At 55.6% G+C, this 20,292-nt stretch carries 19 protein-coding genes; 10 read left to right on the forward strand and 9 right to left on the reverse strand.

What is annotated here, in order from left to right; translation table 11 throughout:
• Positions 1-347: 347 nt before the first annotated feature.
• Complete coding sequence (locus AC0KVQ_RS14930; protein ID WP_473421976.1) at positions 348-1,559, reverse strand: aspartate transaminase; 1,212 nt, start codon at positions 1,557-1,559, stop codon at positions 348-350.
• Between the two features lie 187 nt (positions 1,560-1,746).
• On the opposite strand from AC0KVQ_RS14930, the gene nac reads away from it, so the two are divergent.
• Positions 1,747-2,673: a nitrogen assimilation transcriptional regulator NAC gene (gene nac, locus AC0KVQ_RS14935; protein WP_473421977.1), complete on the forward strand. Its 927-nt coding sequence runs from the start codon at positions 1,747-1,749 to the stop codon at positions 2,671-2,673.
• A gap of 190 nt (positions 2,674-2,863) precedes the next feature.
• Here the strand turns inward: nac and AC0KVQ_RS14940 are convergent, their stop codons facing one another.
• A complete protein-coding gene (locus AC0KVQ_RS14940; RefSeq protein ID WP_473421978.1) occupies positions 2,864-3,490 on the reverse strand; it encodes an NADPH-dependent F420 reductase in 627 nt (208 codons plus the stop codon).
• A 101-nt stretch (positions 3,491-3,591) separates the two neighbouring features.
• Between AC0KVQ_RS14940 and AC0KVQ_RS14945 the strand changes: the two genes are divergently transcribed.
• A complete protein-coding gene (locus AC0KVQ_RS14945; RefSeq protein ID WP_473421979.1) occupies positions 3,592-4,494 on the forward strand; it encodes a LysR family transcriptional regulator in 903 nt (300 codons plus the stop codon).
• A gap of 6 nt (positions 4,495-4,500) precedes the next feature.
• Here the strand turns inward: AC0KVQ_RS14945 and AC0KVQ_RS14950 are convergent, their stop codons facing one another.
• The 7 genes from AC0KVQ_RS14950 to accB form a co-directional block, all read right to left on the reverse strand.
• Complete coding sequence (locus AC0KVQ_RS14950; RefSeq protein ID WP_473421980.1) at positions 4,501-4,737, reverse strand: hypothetical protein; 237 nt, start codon at positions 4,735-4,737, stop codon at positions 4,501-4,503.
• Positions 4,738-4,967: 230 nt separating this feature from the next.
• Positions 4,968-5,732, reverse strand: a complete 765-nt coding sequence (locus tag AC0KVQ_RS14955; protein ID WP_473421982.1) for a LamB/YcsF family protein — start codon at positions 5,730-5,732, stop codon at positions 4,968-4,970.
• A gap of 161 nt (positions 5,733-5,893) precedes the next feature.
• The gene (locus AC0KVQ_RS14960; protein ID WP_473421983.1) at positions 5,894-6,349 is read right to left on the reverse strand and encodes an acetyl-CoA carboxylase biotin carboxyl carrier protein; all 456 of its coding nucleotides are present in this window, start codon (positions 6,347-6,349) and stop codon (positions 5,894-5,896) included.
• A 19-nt stretch (positions 6,350-6,368) separates the two neighbouring features.
• Positions 6,369-7,376: a 5-oxoprolinase subunit C family protein gene (locus AC0KVQ_RS14965; RefSeq protein WP_473421984.1), complete on the reverse strand. Its 1,008-nt coding sequence runs from the start codon at positions 7,374-7,376 to the stop codon at positions 6,369-6,371.
• On the reverse strand, positions 7,373-8,047 hold the full coding sequence (pxpB, locus tag AC0KVQ_RS14970) for a 5-oxoprolinase subunit PxpB (RefSeq protein ID WP_473421985.1): 675 nt from the start codon (positions 8,045-8,047) through the stop codon (positions 7,373-7,375). Before pxpB ends, AC0KVQ_RS14965 begins: the two co-directional genes overlap by 4 nt.
• 66 nt (positions 8,048-8,113) lie before the next feature.
• The gene (gene accC, locus AC0KVQ_RS14975; RefSeq protein WP_473421986.1) at positions 8,114-9,466 is read right to left on the reverse strand and encodes an acetyl-CoA carboxylase biotin carboxylase subunit; all 1,353 of its coding nucleotides are present in this window, start codon (positions 9,464-9,466) and stop codon (positions 8,114-8,116) included.
• Positions 9,467-9,551: 85 nt separating this feature from the next.
• Positions 9,552-10,019, reverse strand: coding sequence for an acetyl-CoA carboxylase biotin carboxyl carrier protein (gene accB / locus AC0KVQ_RS14980; protein WP_473421987.1), 468 nt, complete (start codon positions 10,017-10,019; stop codon positions 9,552-9,554).
• A gap of 398 nt (positions 10,020-10,417) precedes the next feature.
• Here accB and AC0KVQ_RS14985 point away from each other — a divergent pair, with 398 nt between their 5' ends.
• From AC0KVQ_RS14985 to AC0KVQ_RS15020, 8 genes are all read left to right on the forward strand, one after another.
• Entirely contained in the window at positions 10,418-11,170 is a 753-nt protein-coding gene (locus tag AC0KVQ_RS14985; protein WP_473421988.1) for an SDR family oxidoreductase, read from the forward strand.
• A 41-nt stretch (positions 11,171-11,211) separates the two neighbouring features.
• On the forward strand, positions 11,212-11,880 hold the full coding sequence (locus AC0KVQ_RS14990; RefSeq protein ID WP_473421989.1) for an RraA family protein: 669 nt from the start codon (positions 11,212-11,214) through the stop codon (positions 11,878-11,880).
• Between the two features lie 918 nt (positions 11,881-12,798).
• Positions 12,799-13,806 carry a TRAP transporter substrate-binding protein gene (locus AC0KVQ_RS14995; RefSeq protein WP_473421990.1) on the forward strand — a complete coding sequence of 336 codons (1,008 nt, stop codon included), beginning with the start codon at positions 12,799-12,801 and terminating at the stop codon, positions 13,804-13,806.
• A gap of 2 nt (positions 13,807-13,808) precedes the next feature.
• Entirely contained in the window at positions 13,809-14,390 is a 582-nt protein-coding gene (locus tag AC0KVQ_RS15000) for a TRAP transporter small permease subunit (RefSeq protein WP_473421991.1), read from the forward strand.
• An 11-nt stretch (positions 14,391-14,401) separates the two neighbouring features.
• Positions 14,402-15,706, forward strand: coding sequence for a TRAP transporter large permease (locus AC0KVQ_RS15005; RefSeq protein ID WP_473421992.1), 1,305 nt, complete (start codon positions 14,402-14,404; stop codon positions 15,704-15,706).
• A gap of 354 nt (positions 15,707-16,060) precedes the next feature.
• Positions 16,061-17,470, forward strand: a complete 1,410-nt coding sequence (locus AC0KVQ_RS15010) for an MFS transporter (RefSeq protein WP_473421994.1) — start codon at positions 16,061-16,063, stop codon at positions 17,468-17,470.
• A gap of 316 nt (positions 17,471-17,786) precedes the next feature.
• Positions 17,787-19,058 (forward strand): Glu/Leu/Phe/Val family dehydrogenase, encoded by a 1,272-nt coding sequence (locus AC0KVQ_RS15015; protein WP_473421995.1) that lies wholly within the window; start codon positions 17,787-17,789, stop codon positions 19,056-19,058.
• An 84-nt stretch (positions 19,059-19,142) separates the two neighbouring features.
• Positions 19,143-20,141 carry a TRAP transporter substrate-binding protein gene (locus tag AC0KVQ_RS15020; RefSeq protein WP_473421996.1) on the forward strand — a complete coding sequence of 333 codons (999 nt, stop codon included), beginning with the start codon at positions 19,143-19,145 and terminating at the stop codon, positions 20,139-20,141.
• Positions 20,142-20,292: the final 151 nt, after the last annotated feature.

Here is a 20,292-nt window from a genome sequence, read left to right on the forward strand (position 1 = left end):
AGCTGGGCGCAGCTATCGGCGATTTCTTCGTTACAGCCTTTTTTCAGCAGCACGCGCTTGAATTCGGCTTTCAGGTCGGCAAAGGAAATACGGGGCATTGCAATTCTCCTGTCTGGAAGAGGGAGGATCGAATACCGACGATGACGAAGCAGTTTCTGCCATTCAGCGGTATTCGATTTCGGAATGAGACATCGTGTTGCATCTGCCAACGCGATGCTTTGGCTCGCTTGTTTAATGTTTTAACTCGTCGCCCCGGCGCAGGCCGGGGCCCAGGCAATCCTTCTGTGCAAGGACTGGATTCCGGCCTGCGCCGGAATGACGACCTATTAAAACTTCATTGGGCCTGCTCAATCGCGCAGGTCAGCCACGGCCTGGGCAATGCGACGGCAACCTTCTTCGATGGTCTCGACGCTGGCGGCAATCGACATGCGGAAGTAGGGCGAAACACCATAAGCCGCACCGGCAATCAGGCCCACGCCCACGCCTTCGAGCAGATACATCACCACATCGGTATCGGTTTCGAGCTTCTTGCCATCCGGCGTGGTGCGGCCCATCATGCCCGAGCAGTTCACGAACAGGTAGAACGCGCCACCCGGCGTGCGGCAGCTCAAGCCAGGAATATCATTGATCAGCTTGAGGCCAACATCACGGCGCTTCTTGTAGATCTCTTTCCATTCGGTCACCAGACTCTGGTCACCGGTCAGCGCGGCCAGGGCAGCCGCCTGGCTGATCGAGGTGGCGTTGGAAACCGATTGCGATTGCAGCATGTTCAACGCGCCGATCAGGTCTTCCGGACCTGCAGCCCAGCCGATACGCCAGCCGGTCATCGCGTAGGTTTTTGATACACCGTTGATCACGAGCGTGCGCGATTTCAGTTCCGGTTCGATCACGGCGATATGCGGGTTTTCGTCGGTATCGAAACGGATGTGCTCGTAAATGTCATCCGTCATGATCATGACGTTCGGGTGCTTCAACAGCACATCCGCCAGGGAGCGCAGCTCAGCGGCACTGTAGCTCGCGCCTGTCGGGTTGTTCGGGGAATTCAGGATCAGCCAGCGGGTTTTCGGGGTGATCGCGGCCTCCAGTGTCTTGGCGGTCAGCTTGAAGCCATCATCTTCGGAGCACTCGACCACAACCGGCTCGCCTTCACACGCCAGCGTCATGTCGGTATATGACACCCAGTAAGGGGCAGGCACGATGACTTCATCGCCCGGTTCCAGGGTGACGGAGAGTGCATTGAAAATGGCGTGCTTGGCACCGATGGTGACGATGATGTCTTTCGGGGAATAGGTCAGGCCGTTTTCGCGCTGGAATTTGGCGGCAATCGCTTCCCGCAAGGCCAAGGTGCCGGCCGATGCCGTGTAGCGGGTATCGCCGCGTTCGATCGCCTCGATGGCGGCTTTGCGGATATGGGCCGGGGTGTCGAAGTCCGGCTCGCCAACGACCAGGTTGACGATATCCTTGCCGGCACGGCGCAAGGCGTTGGCACGATCCTGCGCGGCGCTGCTCGGGGAAGGTTTTACACGGGAAAGACGTTTGGCAATGCGTGAGGTGCTCATGTGAGTGTTCCTTGCTGGAGATGTCGTGGCACATACATTAAGCACCCTGGAAATTTCCCGCAAAGATGACTTTCATCTGGTCGTATAGTGCTGGCTTATGAAGAACCGGGCAGGGGTTGGAATTGACAGTGACTTGACCGATACGCCATGATCTTTCGATTGTGCAGTCTCATGATGGTGTGCAGGCATGAACCTCAGACGTTTGAAGTATTTTGTGAAAATCGTGGATATCGGCAGCCTGACCCAGGCCGCCGATGTCCTGCATATCGCCCAGCCGGCGCTCAGCCAGCAACTGGCTACGCTGGAAGGTGAATTCCGTCAGCAACTGCTGGTGCGTACCAAGCGTGGCGTGACGCCCACCGAAGCTGGCCAGATCCTGTATCGGCACGCGCAGATCATCCTGCGCCAGTTCGAACAAGCGCAAAGCGATGTCAACAACTCCGGGCAAAGCCTGTCCGGGCAGGTGTCGGTGGGTCTGGCGCCCGGTACTGCGGCATCGGCGCTGGCGTTGCCGCTATTGAAGGCCGTGCGCGCGCGCCACCCTGCCATCCTGCTTTATCTCAACGAGAATTTCGGCACGACACTGAGCGAGCTGGTGATGAACGGTCGCATGGACATGGCCGTGCTGTATGCCGGAAAGAGTGTCGTGCACGGGCTGTCATACCACCCCTTGCTCAAGGAACAACTGTTCGTCGTGGTTCCGCGCAGTACGCCGATTCCGTCAGACCAGATCGAGCTGTCGAAAATCAACGAGATGGATCTGCTGCTGCCACGCCCCTACAACTATCTGCGCAAGTATGTGGATGAAGCGTTTGCCAGCCTGCAGTTGACCACGCATGTCGTGGCAGAAATCGAATCGGCCTCGACGCTGAGCGCAGCGGTGGCGGCCGGACTGGGCGCCACGATTCTGCCGGAGTCCGCAGCCAAGGTTATGGCCGCGACCATACAGGTTCCGCTGTGCCGGATTGTGGCGCCAAGCATTGAAATCCCGCTGGCGCTGTGCGAATCCGACCATCTACCCTTATCCGAACCGGCCCAGGCGGTGAAGGACATCATCCTGGAACTGGTCGATCAGCAGACGTTTGATTTTGGTGTCGAAGAGTTGCCGGCATAATCCAGAAAACAAAAGAACATGCCGGGCCAATCCTCTTTGAACGCAGCGGGTTGGCCCGGTTTCTTTTGGGCTGAATGCTTGTTGCCTTTGTCGGGATGCGTGGCGTGAAGGGGTGATAAGGCCGCTCCCGCGATCGGTCATTAACGCATTTGGCCGCGGGAACCTCACGTCGCATTGCCCGAACGAGCATTTACACCTGTACCCAGGCCGGCGCTACGACCGGGCCCTTGCCGAGGAAGTAGCCGAAGTGGATGTTCATTTCGCCAATTGGCTCCAGGTAACGGCTATTGGATAGCGGGCCGGCATCCATGGCTTCGAAGCCGACAGACTTTGCCAATTCCGACACCGATGCCTTGGTAGCAGCGTCATCCCCGGCCACAAAGACTTGCAGCGTCTTGTTCGGGCGGGATTCGGGCGCCAGCAACTGCGCGAAGATGGTGTTGAAGGCCTTTACCACCTTGGCTTGCGGCGCGAGCTTCTGGATTTCTTCGCCCGCTGAAGTGGTGTGGCCGATCACAAGCTCCTTGTAGTCAGCGCTGATCGGGTTGGAGATATCGACCAGCACCTTGCCGGCCAGATCCCCCGCTTGCTTGATGGCATCTGCGACAGCATCGAATGGCAAAGCCAGAATGACCAGATCGGCGAGCTTGGCGGCAGCGGCAATCCCGCCCCCCATCGCACCGTGGCCAACCTTATCCGCTAGCGCCGCAGCCTTGGCCAGATCGCGCGCGCCAATACTGACTTCGTGCCCGGCGGCAGCCAGTGTTGCGGCCAGTCCTGCACCCATGTTTCCTGTTCCGATGATGGCGACTTTCATTGTGTTCTCCTGTTGATTGAATCGGTGCAGGTACTTTAAGACTTGAAGCAGATGTGGATAAATGGTCAAAATGGACCATTACTTGAAATGAGATGTTTCAAATGGACCGATTGCAAAGCATGAGCGTATTTGCCAAGGCCGTGGAACTCGGGTCCTTTTCTGCGGCAGGAGAGGTGTTGAGCATGTCTTCCCAGTTGGTCGGCAAGCATGTCCAGGCACTGGAGCAGCATCTGGGCGTGTGCCTGATCCATCGCACCACGCGGCGGCATCGCCTGACCGAGGCGGGGTTTGCGTTTTACGAGCGGGTGAAGATCATCCTTGCCGAAGTCGAGGCGGCCGAGGGCATGGCCGCCATGAGCGCGGGAACCCCGCGCGGGAGGCTGCGTATCAACGCCCCGGTTTCGTTTGGCATTCACGCCCTGTCCAGGCGTTTACCCGAATATATGGCCGCCTATCCGGAGGTCTCGGTCGATATGTCGTTGTCCAATCGCTATGTCGACCTGATCGATGAGGGCTTCGATGTGGCGTTCCGGGTGGGCGAACTGTCGGATAGCGGGCTGATTGCCCGGGCGCTGGCACCGTATCGTCTGCGCCTGTGCGCCGCGCCGTCCTATCTCGCCAGCCACACGGCGATTACCCATCCGAATGACCTGACGCAGCATGAATGTCTGGGGTTTTCCTACACGGAACTGCGCACACGCTGGACTTTCGCGGGGCCGGAAGGTGAGATCACCGTTCCTGTTTCGGGCAAGCTGATGGTCGATAGCGGTGAGGCATTGCTGATGGCGGCGCGCGCCGGGATGGGGCTGATGCTGCAACCTTGCGAGCTGGTGAGGGAGGACGTGAGCGCAGGCAGATTGGTGCTGGTATTGCCTGAATATCCGGTACCGACTCGCCCATTTCATCTGGTCTACGCACCGGATCGCCGCATGACGCCCAAGCTGCGCAGCTTCATCGATTTTGCAGTTGCTGCATTCGGTGCCGATGCGCAGCCGAGACATTGAATCCCGCTATTTTCCTTTGTACTCGATGCGGGATTTCATCTCTGCCGTTGCCAGTTGCAGTGATTTCTCCGCGCCGTTTTTGTCGGGGGAGCGGTCTTCAAAAAAGGTCCATTCGCCATAGCGCAACTGCCATCCTCGCAGGCCTTCATCTTCGACGCGGATGATGTATTCCGGCACCTGGAACTGATAGCCCGCAGGGGTGATGATGGTGTCGTAACGTACGGCTTGCGTCCACGAGTTCAAGTGTTCTTCTTTCGATCAGGTCTGGTGTGGTTTCAAATCATGCAAATACCCCGCAATGGCTTGCGGGGTATTTGAGTGCCTGACTGGTTTCAGGACTATTGATCCAGGCAATGTTTTACTTCGTCGCCCCTGCGAAGGCCACGGTTCAGGCTTTCTATCCGCGTGGGTACTGGATTCCGGCCTGCGCCGGAATGACGATGCTTAAAATTCACTGGGTCTGAGAGTTGTTTTTACAGTAGCTGCGAAACCGGAACAATACGGCCATTCCCGGCTTCGATTTCCTGACGGATGGCGCGAGCGGCGTCTACGGCACCGGGTGTATCGCCGTGCAGCAGGATCTGTTGCACCTTGATTGGCAGTTTCTTGCCGTTGATGCTGGTAATCACCCCATCATCGAGCAGACGTTTCACGCGCTGCAGCACGGCTTCGCGATCCTTGATCACGGCACCGGGCAGCTTGCGCGGGACCAGATCGCCTTCATCGGTATAGGCGCGGTCGGCCAGGAAGGTGGTCGCAACCTTCAGTCCCAGCTTGTCGGCGGCGCGCTCGATCTGGGTGTTGGTCGAAACCGAGACGATGATGTTCGGATCAAACGCGGCCACGGCGCGCACCAGCGGTTCGGCCAGCGTGTAATCGGCAGCGGCCATATTGCCCAGCGCACCGTGAAAACTCATGTGCGTCAATCGATGTCCCGCCACCTTGGCAAACGCAGACAATGCGCCCAATTGGTAGAGCACGTACTGGGCCAGTTCGGCCGGGTCGGCCTGGATCGGGCGGCGGCCGAAACCCATCAGGTCCGGAAAGCCGACATGGGCGCCGAGGTCAACGCCGTTGGCCAGCGCCATGCGCACGGTTTTGTCCATGATGACCGGATCGCCAGCGTGATAACCGCAGGCCACATTGGCCGAGGAAACAATCTGCATGAGTGATTCGTCTTCACCCATGCGGTAAGGGCCAAAGCCCTCGCCCATGTCTGCATTCAGATCGATGTTCATTGATGTTTTTCCCGAATATTGATGGGTTTTTGGTTAGGCCCGTTGCCGTTTTAAGAAGCCGTCATTCCGGCGCAGGCCGGAATTGAGTCTCTGCAAAGGTGGGCTACCTGGGCCCCGGCTTTCGCCAGGGCGACGAGTTAAAACATAACAAGGCCGGGTTTTTAGCTGTCCGTCGTGACGGCATCATCCGCAATCGGTTCAAGCTCCAGCACGACCGAACCGTATCCGAGCACTGCGCCATCCTCGGCAATGATCTGTTTGACCATGCCATCGATGGGTGCCGTAACCGGCGCATACAGATGGCCCACTTTGAGTAGCCCCAGTACCGCGTTTTTCCTGACGATTTCACCCGTCTGGGCAAAGGCGGTGCCGCGCATCGGGTGCGTGGCCAGGAAGGTGCCGGCCGTTTCCGCCAATACGGCGGTGCCGGATGCTGCGCTGCCTGCTGTATCTGGCAGGACCAGCGTTTCTTCCGTGGCTTGCAGCGGGCTGGCACTGGATGTGCCATGCTCGCCAATGGTCAGCTTGACGCGCTCACCCGGCCGGCTCAGTTCCAGCGTCTGCAGGTCCGAGGCTTCCAGCCAGGCGGTCAGTTGTTGCAATTCATTCAGATCCATCAGGTCTCTCCTGTTGGGGTTAACGCTTCGAGAGCAGATAGAGCTTGGCCAGGCTGCCGACCTTGTCGAGGTAGGCGCGATTCGTATCGAGTGCCGACACGGCTTCTTCGTAGGTGGTCTGCACAAAGCGCAGCCAGGTGCCGGGGCGCGCTTGTCCGAGTCGCCACAGGTCAGCCTCGATCACGGTACCGATCTTGGGGTAACCGCCCGAAGGCTGGGCATCGCGCAACTGGATGATCGGCTGGCCGCTGTGCGGAACCTGGATCACGCCGGGTACGATGCCGTGCGAACGCTGCTCCAGTGTTCGCTTCGGCACGAGGGCTTCGCCGGCAAGGCGGTAGCCATAGCGATCGCTCTGTGAGGTGACTTTCCAGTCCTGGCTCCAGAATGCTTGCTGCGAGGCATCCTCGTAGCACTCATATTCGGCAGCAGGCAGCACGCGCACGAAGGTACGGGTGGCCTGGGAAATCGATTCGGTGTCACCCAGCGGCAGCGCGAACTCGGGCGGCTCAACGCCAAATCCCGCCGCTGGCAGCTCGGCGAAGAGATTCTCGCGCTCGGTCGATTGCATGGCACCGACAACATCACCCTGATGCAGGGTGCGGCCGCAGAAACCACCAAATTCGCCGCGCAATTGTGTGCTGCGCGATCCCAGTACGATGGGCACATCCACGCCGCCAGCCAGCGCCAGATAACAGCGCGCACCGTGCTTGGGCGTGTTCAGGCTCAATACCTGTCCTTTTTTGGCCTGCAGCGTCCACCACGGAGGGACGGCCATGCCATCCAGATCGGCCTGGGCATCGGCACCGGTCAGTGCGAAGGTGATGTCTTCCAGAAAACGGACCTGGAACGGGAACATCGGAATTTCAATCGCGGCCGAATTTTCCGGGTTGCCCAGCAGAATATTGGCTGTGGCCAGCGCGATATGATCCATGGCGCCGGAGGTACCCACGCCGTAGCGCAGGTAGCCATCGCGTCCCAGATCCTGAACAGTGGCCAGTGCCGTGGCTGATAAAATCTCGATCACTTGATTATCCTTTCCGCGTGGAACCGAATCATGTCTCCGGGAGCGAGCAGGGCGGGCGGATCGCGCTGCGGATCAAAGAAACACATGTCGGTGTGCCCGATCGTGTTCCAGCCGCTGGGGCCCGCCGATGCCGATACCCCGGTCTGCGCGCCACCAATCGAAATGGCGCCGCCAGGCAAACCCAGCACTGGCACCTTGCGGCGCGGCGTGGCGATGCGCTGATCCATGCCGCCGAGGTAGCAGTAACCCGGATGGCTGCCCAGGGCGTAGACCGTGTACAGCGGTTCGGTATGAATCTGCACGATTTCTTCAATCGTCAGGCCGGTGTGCGCGATGACATCGTTGATATGCGGGCCATGCTCGCCACCGTAAATGGCAGGCAGTTCGATAATCCGGCCTTCCAGTTGCAGTTCACCCGCGTTGTGCCAGGCCTCGACCAGATCCTCTTCAATCTTCGCGATGTGGCGCGGTGGCGTGGCGAAGATCAGCATCAGGTTGCTCATGCCCGGCACGGCTTCCTTGATGCAGGACCAGGTTTCAACATGACGCGCCAGCCACCAGATACGGCGCTGCGTGTGCAAATCCATCTCGCCCGGTGCTTCAAAAAGCAGGCCCGTCGTGCCGAGCAGGCTGATCCGAGGAGACTGATCAGTGGGTACTGTATTCATCATCCTGTGCATTTCCGTCAAAGTGGTGCAGGCCAAAGCGGTCTGCGTAAATGTAGGCCAATGGCCGGGTCATGCTGCCTGCCGCTGTTTCAGCCACCGTTCGAGGTGATGAATGTCGAAGTCACCGGAGCAGAAACCTTTGTCTTGCAGGATTTCCCGATGCAGCGGAATGTTGGTGCTGATGCCTTCCACCTGCATTTCCAGCAAGGCCAGACGCATGCGCGCCAGTGCCTCTTCACGGGTGGCGCCATGCACAATCAGCTTGGCGATCAGCGAATCGTAATAGGGTGGTACCGTGTAGCCTGCGGTGACATGCGAATCGATGCGCACGCTGTTGCCGCCGGGCAGATCCCAGCGGGTAACCTTGCCCGCGCACGGGGTGCAGGCATATGGGTCTTCGGCGTTGATGCGGCATTCGATCGAGTGGCCGTTGACCGTGATATCCGACTGCTTGATGCGCAGCGGCTCGCCAGCGGCAATGCGGATCTGTTCCTGCACGATATCGATGCCGGAAGTCATCTCGGTGACCGGGTGCTCGACCTGCAGGCGGGTATTCATCTCGATGAAGAAGAATTCGCCATCTTCGTACAGGAATTCGAAGGTACCCGCGCCGCGATAGCCGATCTGGCGACAGGCTTCGGCGCAACGCTCGCCGACCTGTGCGATCAGTTCATAAGGAATGCCGGGGGCTGGCGCTTCTTCGACCACTTTCTGGTGACGGCGCTGCATCGAGCAGTCGCGGCATCCCAGCCATAGCGCATTGCCATGGGTATCGCACAGCACCTGGATTTCGACGTGGCGTGGATGTTCCAGGAATTTCTCGATATAGAGTTCCGGGTTGCCAAAAGCGCGGCGCGCTTCTTCGCGCGTGACCGAGATGGCATCGAGCAATTCGTCTTCTGCATGCACGATGCGCATGCCACGCCCGCCACCGCCGCCGGCTGCCTTGACGATAACCGGGTAGCCGATTTCACGCGCAATCTGCTTGATCTCGGCGCTATCTTCCGGCAATGCGCCATCGGGGCCGGGCACACACGGTACGCCAGCTTCGCGCATGGCACGCTTGGCGGCTACCTTGTCGCCCATTGTGCGGATCGCATTCGGCTTGGGGCCGATGAACACCATGCCGGCGGCTTCGACCCGATCGGCGAAGGTGGCGTTTTCCGACAGGAAACCATAACCGGGGTGAACCGCCTGCGCACCACTCAGCTCTGCTGCCAGCAGGATGGCGGCCTGGTTCAAATAACTGCGGCCGGGCGAGGCCGGACCGATGCAGATGGCCTGACTGGCCAGGCGCACATGCTTGGCATCGCGGTCAGCCTCGGAATGGATGGCGATGGTCTGTATGCCCAGTTCGTGGCAGGCACGCTGGATGCGCAATGCAATCTCGCCACGGTTGGCAATCAACACTTTATCGAACATGGAATCTACCTTTTGTTTCCTGGCGCTTGTTCATGGTCTGGCTGCAGACTTTGAACAAATGCTCAGTTCAATAATTTTTCTGCTTTCACTCGATCCGGAAAAGCGCCTGGCCGGCATCGACCTCCTGACCGTTTTCAGCCAGAATCGCCGCGATTTTTCCGTCGCGATCTGCATTCACGGAATGGAACAGCTTCATGGCTTCCAGCATGCAGAGTTTTTGTCCCTTCTTGACGGTATCGCCGACCTGCACGAAAGGGGGATCATTGGGCGCCGGTTTCAGGCAGAACACGCCGAACATCGGTGCCGTGACCGAATGTGCTGCAGCGGCAGGCGCGGCTTTGGGGGCCGGTGGCGCCGGTTCGGCAGCCTTGGGCATCGCTGCGCCGCTGGTCACGGCTTGTGCTTTGGGAGCCACGGTTTCCGTTTTGGGGGCTGTACCGGGCACCGCGCCACGTGATAGCCGAATCCTGCAATCACCTTCTTCCAGTTCCAGCTCGGACAATCTGGATTGCGACGCCAATTCGATCAGCGCCTTGATCTTCTGAAGATCCATCGTGTGTTTTCCTATCGCACCTGCGTTGGCTGACATTGCATTGGGGGCAGACCGAATTGTCGCAATTGCCGCGACCCTATTTCGCAATTCAGTTTCTCGGGACACAAATCCGATGCTGCCTCGTTCGATGACAAAGCTATCACACGCCTATCGTCAACGTGACACACGAAATTCGAATGGGGTCAATCAAAGTTCCGATGGCTGATATCCGACACAGGATTTGAAATCCGCAGGCCGCCGTCTGTCATAAGCCAGCTCTATCCCTTCAAACTCAAACCGTCTTGGTCAATCCTTCAAGCAGGTCCTAAGATCGTCACAACGCTGGTGGGAACACCACTGTCCTGTTCATCTGAAACAGCAATTCCTGTTGCTGTGCATGCCCGATACGGAGTTATTTGATGCCATTCTCTGATTACAAAACAGCATTGGTGACCGGGGCTTCTTCCGGTATGGGTGCGGCCATCGTCGAACGCTTTTGCAAGGAAGGGCTGGAAGTGCACGCGCTGGCGCGCAGTGCCGGCCCGCTGCAGGAACTGGCCGATCGCACCGGTTGCATCCCGCATGTAATGGATGTGCGCGATTTGGCCGCGGTGACGCAACTGACCAAGGACGTGCAATTCGATATTCTGGTGAATAACGCCGGTATCAATTTCCCAGGTTCGATCATGACGGCGACGCCGGAACAGGTCGATGCGGAAATTGGCGTGAATCTGCAGGCCGCCTTGCATCTGGTCCGCCTGATTCTGCCTTCCATGCTGCAGAACGATCGTGGCCATATCGTCAATATCACTTCGATCGCCGGCATTTATAACTTCATTGGCAGCAATTCGCTGTACCACACCACCAAGGCTGCCATGCATATGCTGTCGCGCCAATTGCGCGCCGATGCATTGGGTAAACGCGTGCGCGTGACGGAAATCTGCCCGGGTCGCGTAGCCACCGATATTTTTGCCCACGTGAATGGCACCGATCCGGCCGAGGCGCGTGCCCAGTTCATTGATGGCTTCGAATTGCCGCAGGCATCGGATATTGCCGATGCGATTGCATTTGCCATTGCCGCACCGATTGCCGTGAACATTTCCAATATGGAAATCCTGCCCACGCTGCAAGTGGCAGCAGGCCTGACCACGCTCAAGCCGGGTTCGGTTTGATTGCATACGACCATCCGTTTACTGAATTCAAGGAAGAAACCATGTCTACAGGCGCACGCAGAAATCCTTCTGTACCCCAGGCAGCTCCGGCCATCATCGATGTGCTGCGCACCATCCAGGTGGCACTGATCAGCGATCAGTTGCATCGTTTTATCGGCACCGGTGATCTGAAAAAATATGACAGCAGCACCGGCACCATGGCCGGCACTGCTGTCACCGTGCGCGTCAGCCACGGCGATAATCTGGCGGTTCTGCGTGCTTTGAAGGAATACTGCCGTCCGGGCGATGTCCTGGTGATTGACGGTGGCGGCGATACGCAGCAAGCCATTCTGGGCGGCATCATGTCTCTATATGGCCGCAGTATCGGTCTGGCTGGCATCGTGGTCGATGGCGCGATTCGCGATGTGGCGGAAATCCGCGAGCGCGATTTTCCGATGTTTGCACGCGGCCATATCCATCGCGGCCCGTACAAGGATGGCCCGGGCGAGATCAATGTGCCGGTCAATATCGGCGGCATGGTGGTGATGCCGGGCGACATTATCATGGGCGACGACGATGGCCTGCTGGCCTTCAATCCGGCAGAAGCTGAAACCCTGATCGAAAAAGCCTTGGCCCAGCAAGCCAAGGAAGAGGCCAGCATCCAGGCCATTCTGGAAAACCGCTGGGATCTATCCTTTGTTGATGCCCTGGAAGCACGCGCCCACAACTAACGCAACAAGTTCCCTTTGTAGAAGCGAAGTGTTACGCCACCGAAAGGTGGCGTTTTTTTTGCCTGCTGGTTGGGGTGTGCGGCGTGCGGTGCGCCTGATCGCGATCCACTGCGTCCCTGGCCCGATGCCCGGTGCCGGATAGCCACGGCATGCGTTTTAAGCCATGCCAGGGATCGAATAGTTCTCCTCCTTTTCCACTGCATACCGATGTTGCCTGAGAGCCTGTTCACGCTTGATGGTTTTTTACGCAAGCCCATCACCTTTCCCCTGGCGCCGTAGGTCGGGTTTCAACCCGACAGCACTGATCATTGTGTCGGGGTGAATTCCGACCTACGGAAGAAGCAAAGCGCATGGGCGACAAGGCATCCTGCAAGTTGACGTTCAATGCCCTCACACGAGTGCAATCCTGGTGCAAAAACGGTAGCGATTCTCATCTTTATTTTGTAACCGGCCGGAACCTACTTCATAAAGTGGCTGACCCGGGTGTGATCAACATGCCGGAAACTTATCCAGTCTGTTGCAAATAAGCTGTATGTGGTGGTGAGCCCAGGGCGATTTTATCGCTGGATATGTGGGGGCAAAAAGGGTGCGTCGAATGCACCATTCCGGCTTGTTTTGGGCGAATGGTTTTTTCTATGTCTATGATTGTAAAGTATTTATTATTTTTTTATCGGCGGAATGAAAAATCGTGTTTTGCACCAAGGCTGGGCGACGCTGGTAGGAGGGAGCAAACATTGCATAACCTTATACAACCAGATGAAAAGCGTCTTTTCCATGTCGTAGCAACGCGCATACGATTTCTTCCGAACACACGGTTGAATGCATTGAGACAGGAAGTCCGTGTTGATCTCAATGTACTCAGAAAACAAGCCGCTGTGATTTCTCGCATTCACCAAACGAGCAATAAGGAGCAAGACAATGAAGGTCACTCGACGTAACTTCATCGCCACCGCCTGTGCTGGCGCTGCTGCTGCCATGATGTCCCTGCCGGCTGTTGCCGCGCCCATTCAATTGAACCTGGCCGATGTGCTGCCTGAAGGTAACTTCATGGTGCAGAACGCCAAGCGCTTTGCTGATGAAGTCGCCAAGCAAACCAATGGTGAAGTCGTCATCAATATCCGCGCTGGTGGTTCTCTTGGTTTCAAGGGTCCGGAACAGCTTCGCGCTGTGCGCGATGGCATGGTTCCAATGGCCGATATTCTGCTGAGCCAGCAAATTGGTGATGATGCCTTGTTTGGTGTTGAGGGTGTGCCATTCCTGGTGAGCTCTCAGGCTGATCTCAAGGCCTTGCACAAGTTTGCCCGCCCTGAGATCGAAAAACTGGCTGCCACCAAGTACAACCAGAAAGTGCTGTACATGGTGCCGTCTCCTGGTCAGTACCTGTTCCTGAAAACCAAGACCGACAAGCTTGATGGCCTGAAGAACATCAAGATTCGCGGTGCGGACAAGATGACGGTCGATACAGTGAGCGCCATCGGCATGGCCGGTGTGCTGATCCCGTTTGGCGAGTTGATTCCTGCACTGGCATCAGGTCGTGTGGACGGTGTTGCAACGTCGGCCACTACCGGTGTCGATGCCAAATTCTGGGAATTCCTGAAGTACGTGTATCCGACCAACCATACCTGGTCGACCAATATGGTGAACATCAACCTGGATAGCTGGAAGAAGATTCCGGCCCAGCATCAGAAAACCATTGAGGCCATTGCTGCCAAGCTGGAACCGGAATTCTGGGCAGTTTCTGCCAATGCCGATGTGGAAAGCCTGAAAAAGCTGGCTGCCAACAACATGGAGGTGGTGCCGGTGAATGCTGCGATGATGACGGAGATGCGCAAGAAGGCAACGCCGCTGCTGGATGAATATCTGAAGCGGGCTCCGGCTGCTGCGCCGATCATCAATAACTATCTCTCCGCAACAGGAAGGAAATAAACATGAGCCTGGATCTCGACGCGCTGCCGGCTGAATCTGGAGCGGTTGCGGCAGTACAAAGAGTTATAGACCGGATAGCACTGGTGTCGGCCTATGCGGCCGCCGGGTGTCTGGGCTTGATGGTTTTGCTGGTGCTTGGCCAAATCACTTTTGGACTTCTTTCGAAAGTGATTGAAGGTTTCCCCAGTCATATTGCTGTGGGCTGGGAATACAGTGCTTATTTGATGGGTACTGCATTCATGCTGGGCGGAGCGCTGACATTACGTGCCGGAATGCAGATTCGGGTCGAAATTGTCCTGCGTGCTTTCGGTGGGCGCTTCCGCCGCCCGCTTGAAATCATATCTTCAACGGTGGGTGCAGTTTTTGTGGTTTTCCTGGCCTGGAATCTTGGTCTTTTTGCTGTGGATTCATTCAACTCCGGCCAGGTTTCTGGTGAAAGCCTCACCCCGCTGTGGGTACCGCAAGCTTCACTCGCACTGGGTACGTCGGTTTTTGCATTGCAGTGCATCATGCGTGTGATTGCTTGCTTGCTGGACAAACCGCTGCTCAATGAGTCGTTTAAAGTGGCCTCGGCCTCCGAATAAGAGAATACAAAATGACTGCCATATTTGTAACCATGTTTGTAGCGCTGTTCGGGCTACTGGGTTCTGGTGTCGCAATTGGCCTGGCTTTGGCCTCGACGGCCATGATATTGGCTGGATCTTTTACCGATATTCCAATTGGTAAATTGGTTGCCCAGCATACGTTCAATATCTTGTCGAATGCTGACTTGGTCTCGTTACCATTGTTTATCTTGATGGGCGAATTTCTGTTTCGTACCAATTTGTCGCGCACGCTGTTCAATGGTTTGGCTCCCTGGGCAGGATTGCTGCCGGGGCGCCTGATCCACGTGAATGTGCTGGCATGCTCGATATTTGCATCGATTTCCGGATCTTCTGCCGCAACCACCCAGGTGGTTGGCAAGATGACGCTGACCGAGTTGAAGCGTCGCGGTTATGGCGAAGACGTGGTTATCGGCAGCTTGGCTGGTGCGGGTACCTTGGGTTTTCTGATTCCTCCGAGCACCGTGATGATCATCTACGGCGTGTTGGCGGAAGAATCAGTCCTGCGCCTGTTCACTGCAGGCTGGATTCCCGGGCTTTTGCTGGGTTTGTGCTTCATGGGCATGATCATGGCCGTGACATGGCGCAAACCTGAGTTGATCCCTGAATCCGAACGCAACTTGCGCAACCTGCCGTTTACTGCCCGTATTGCTGCACTGAAAGAACTTGCGCCTGCCATGTTCCTGATCATTTGCGTGATCGGGTCGATGTATGCCGGTGTAGCTACGCCGACTGAAGCAGCAGCGCTGGGTGTGTTGGGTGCATTTGCTGTTGCCAAGAAGCAGGGGGCGATTACGCTGGAAACCATTCGTGCGGTTGCGATTGGTACGGTGCAGTCCTGCAGCATGATGGGCATGATCATTATCGGCGCTTCCATCCTGGGAGCATCCACTGCAGCATTGGGAATTCCGGGAGCAGTTACTGATTTCGTGACTGCGATTAACTTGCCTCCGATCGGACTCATCATTGTTCTGATGCTGATGTATCTCGTGCTTGGCATGTTCCTGGAAGGCTTTTCCATGATTGCCACGACATTGCCTGTCGTACTGCCGTTGGTGACGGCTGCCGGTTTCGACAAGGTTTGGTATGGCATCTTTATGGTTCTGGTCGTGGAAATGGCACAGATCACTCCGCCGGTAGCATTCAATTTGTCGATCATTCAAGGGATCACGGGTTATCCGATGGGGTATTTGTGCAAGGTGACCATGCCGTTCCTGTTCTTGATGATGGCATTTGTTATATTGCTGGCGCTGTTCCCGCAAATTGTGCTCTGGTTCCCTAACTGGGTTCTTGGGTGATTTGTCGGTAATTCAGAATGTGGCATGGGATGGATTATCCCTTGTCGTGATTCCAGAAATTTTTTTGAAAAAATAAATATCCCCCCGCTTGTCGGGGGGGTGTTTTTTGTCTGGCAGCCCGCTGGGTTCAGCGAAGTTTCTTATGGTTGAATATAAAAACGATATTGTATTTTGGTTTTTGTCTGCGGATAAAATTGATTCGCTTGATTAATTTTCTATTTTGCCTTGGTTTTATTTATGTTTGGGTGGGTGTTGTGTTGCAAATTTCATGTTAAATATTAATAAAATATTTCGATTTGGTTTGTTTGGGAAAAATCGAAAGCATAAGGGTAATCTTAAAAGTGAGGGGGGTTTATGAGTAATCAGAGCAATATCGGGGCGCGGCTGGATAGGCTGCCTACCTCAAAATGGCATTACCAGGTATTCTGGCTGATCGGCCTTGGCCTTCTGATTGATGGTTTTGATAACTATATCGGTGGCTTGGCGCTGGCAGAACTGGTCAAGAGTGGTTGGTCCAACAACTGGTGGAATGCCACATTCAATTCCGTCACGATGGCCGGTCTTTTCGTGGGTTCCTTGTTCGCAGGCTTTACTGGGGATCGCTTGGGTAGAAAGTTTGCCTATCAGATCAATTTGCTGATTTTCGGCCTGGCTTCCATCGCGGCAGCTTTTTCCACCAGCATGCTGATGCTGACCATTTTCCGTTTCATTATCGGTATTGGTCTCGGTGCTGAAATTGTGGTGGGGTTCGCTACGTTCACCGAATTCGTTCCGGCAAAAACACGTGGAAAATGGTCCTCATCCTTGTCGCTGGTGGGCAATATGGCACCTCCTGTCGCCACGATTACCGGCTTTCTGGTCATGCCGATTTTTGGCTGGCGTGCGATGTTTCTGATTGCAGGCGTAGCCGCGCTGATCCTGTGGGTTGCCCGGCATGGTATTCCGGAATCTCCACGCTGGTACGAAGCACGCGGCGACCTGAAAAAAGCCGATGAAATCTTGACCAAGGTTGAGAGAGATATTGAAGAACAGCAAGGTATCAAGCTTCCGCCGGTTGCTGCAGTGGCAGCAACACGGAATACGGTTGTGGCAGACATACCGTTCACACAGCTGTTCAAGGGCCATTTGCTGAAAACTACTGTTCTGGCAATCAGCGTGTTGATTGCCATGAATACGGCGATTTACAGCATTATCAACTGGATCCCGACCATTTTTGTGCAATCCGGCATCACTGTTCAAAAAACGTTGGCGCTAACATCGCTGATGTTCTGCGGCGCGCCTCTCGGCGTATTCCTGACTTCACGCTTTATTGATCGATTCCCGCGCAAGGCGACCGCTATCACTTTGCTTGTATCCCTGGCTATCCTGGCTTACGTGTATTCACTGCAACGCACGGAAACCTTGATTGTCGTGTTTGGTTTCTGCATGACTGTTGTGTTGTTCATGTATGTCTGTTTTGCCTCTGCCGTGTATGTGCCGGAATTGTGGCCAACGGCAATCAAGTTGAGAGGTTCTGGTTTCTGCAACTCAATCGGTCGCCTGTTTACCGTTTTCACGCCTTTCGGTGTGGCCTGGATTTTGTCTAATTTCGGTTCGGTGGCGGTATTTGCCACAATTTCAGGAATATTGCTTGGTGTTGCAGTCATCGTGGCATTCCTGGGAATTGAGACACGTGCAAAATCCATCGAAGAAATCGGATTGTTTGCGGATGAGGAATCTGGCGTTCAAGCAGCAGGTCAAGTGTGTGAGTCGACTGCAAGATAATACATTTTGATCAGGTGAAGAGTACTCAGCCCTGCGCCATTCCGGTCAGGGCTGTACTTTTTGTGTCGCCTCCAAAATATATCGCATAAGGTAATGTTTATGCGCCCAGTTATTCCTGTTTCTTATTGCAAATTTCTTATCCTGCCAGACAAAAAGCGTCTTATTCATTGAGCGCAGAGACATCGTATGATGTTCTCAGGTTGTTGCCGAAAAGTAAGTCCAGAGATGGAAGCACAGAGCGCTTGATTTTAGCTGCCAGTGGCAAGAATCCATCATATCGAAACGATCAATTCATGGAATGAGCAAGGAGTTTGCAATGAGTTCCCTTTCTTACGTCAACCCGACCCCCAATAGTGCATGGGGTACTTATCTTTCTCAGGTTGATCGCGTAACCCCCTATCTCGGAAATTTGTCACGCTGGGTGGAAACGCTCAAGCGGCCTAAACGAGCATTGATCGTGGATATTCCAATCGAGATGGATGATGGCCGGGTTGAGCATTTTGAGGGCTATCGCGTGCAGCATAATTTGTCACGCGGGCCGGGTAAGGGCGGGGTGCGCTATCACCCGGATGTCACGCTGGAAGAGGTCATGGCTTTGTCCGCCTGGATGACAGTCAAGTCGGCTGCGGTCAATTTGCCTTACGGTGGTGCAAAGGGCGGGGTCCGTGTGAATCCGCATGCCCTCAGCCGCGGCGAGCTTGAACGTATAACCCGCCGATACACGAGCGAGATCGGCATTATCATCGGCCCGCAGCGCGATATTCCTGCACCCGATGTTGGCACCAATGGCCAGATCATGGCCTGGATGATGGATACCTACTCCATGAATACCGGTGCTACGGCTACCGGGGTGGTAACAGGCAAGCCGATCCAGCTGGGTGGCTCTCTTGGCCGGGTCAAGGCTACCGGACGCGGTGTATTCGTGACCGGGCGCGAGGCAGCACGGCGTATTGGTCTGAATCTGCAGGATGCCAGGGTGATCGTGCAAGGCTTCGGTAACGTCGGCAGTGTGGCCGCCAGCCTGTTCGCTGAAGCCGGTGCCAAGATCATTGCCGTTCAAGACCATATGGGCACGATCTACAACAAGAATGGTCTCGATATGGCCGGGCTGCTGGCTTGCCAGGCAGAGTACGGCTCGGTTGCAACCTTTAACGGTGGCGAACTGATCGATAACGAAGGCTTCTGGAATCTGCAGTCCGATATCCTGATTCCGGCTGCGCTGGAAGGCCAGCTGACTGCCCAGCGTGCCCAGCGCGTGAAATGCAAGCTGGTGCTGGAAGGCGCAAACGGCCCGACCGTACCGGAAGCCGACGACATTTTGGCTGAGCGCGGCATTCTGGTTGTGCCGGATGTCATCTGCAACGCAGGCGGCGTGACAGTCAGCTATTTTGAATGGGTGCAGGATTTTTCGAGCTTCTTCTGGACTGAAGACGAGATCAATGCCCGCTTGGATAAAATCATGGGCGATGCCTTCCTCAAGATTTGGGAAGCGTCGGATCGACTCAAGATATCCCTGCGTACTGCCACCTATGCGGTTGCGTGTGAACGCATCTTGATGGCGCGTCAGGAACGTGGTCTGTATCCTTGATTTGTAAATAATGGAAACCCCAGGTGCTATGGTGGCATCTGGGGTTATTTTTTATCGGCCTATTCATCACGGCAGGGGGCTTCCATGTTATCTCGGTATCGCAATTTCTGGCTGCTGATGATCTTCTGCGCAATATTGATTGGCTTGTCACCGGCCCATGCGGCGCGATTCGAGTTGCGCCTGTCCGATGTGTTGCCTGAGGATAATTTCCTGGTTCGTGGTGAAAAGTTATTTGCGGCCGAAGTAAATCGAGAGACGGGCGGTGAAGTCTATATCCGGGTGTTTGCCGGCGGCTTGCTCGGATTGAAGGGCGTTGAGCAGATACGTGCGGTCAGGGACGGTACGGTCCAGATGGCAAACATTGTTGCCAGCCAGCAGGTTTCGGATGCGCCTTTTCTGGGTGTTGAAGGTATTCCATTTCTTGTCAGATCCCAGAAGGATCTGAAAATTCTGCATAAGTTTGTTCGCGCTGAGTTCGAGCGAATAGCAGAAAGCCAATACAAGCAAAAAATTCTTTATATGGTTCCGTCACCGCCGCAATACCTGTTTTTAAAGATCAGGGCAGATAAGCTGAATGCATTGAATGGCATAAAGGTCAGAGGCGCTGATGAAAGTACTGTGTCAATTTGCAATGCAATCGGGTTGAAAGGCGTGCAGATTCCACTTCCGGAATTCAAGTCGGCGTTGACGGTGGGCCTCGTGGATGGCGTGGCCACTTCAGCTACAACCGCAGTGGATGCGAAGGCTTGGGAATCCTTGAAATATATCTATGCCACCAATCACACCTGGTCGAGCAATATGGTGACCATCAATCTTGATGTCTGGAAAAAGCTTCCTGAAAAGCATCGGCTATCGATTGAACGTATTGCCGCAAAAGTCGAAACCGCATTGTGGGATGAAGCGTCTGCTGCCAATGCTGAGAGTTTGCGAATCCTGAAATCAAACGGCATGGAAGAAGTGCCGATTTCTCCGGAAATGATGGCGGACATCCGCACACGTACCAAACCCTTGCAGGATCGATATCTGGCGCGGGTGCCGATGGCAGCTCCCTTGATCAGGAATTATCTGTCCGAGATAAAGTGATCGTGCCGCCCTTGTTCGTGCAATTAAATATTTATTGATCAATGCATTGTGCATGATCGACTGTTTTTGTATTGGTAATGGAGAACCGAGAATGTCACTGGTAATAGGGGTGCCTCGCGAAGTTTATGCCGGGGAGAAACGCGTCGCGACC

This window comes from Formivibrio sp. oc-25 (assembly GCF_055810895.1).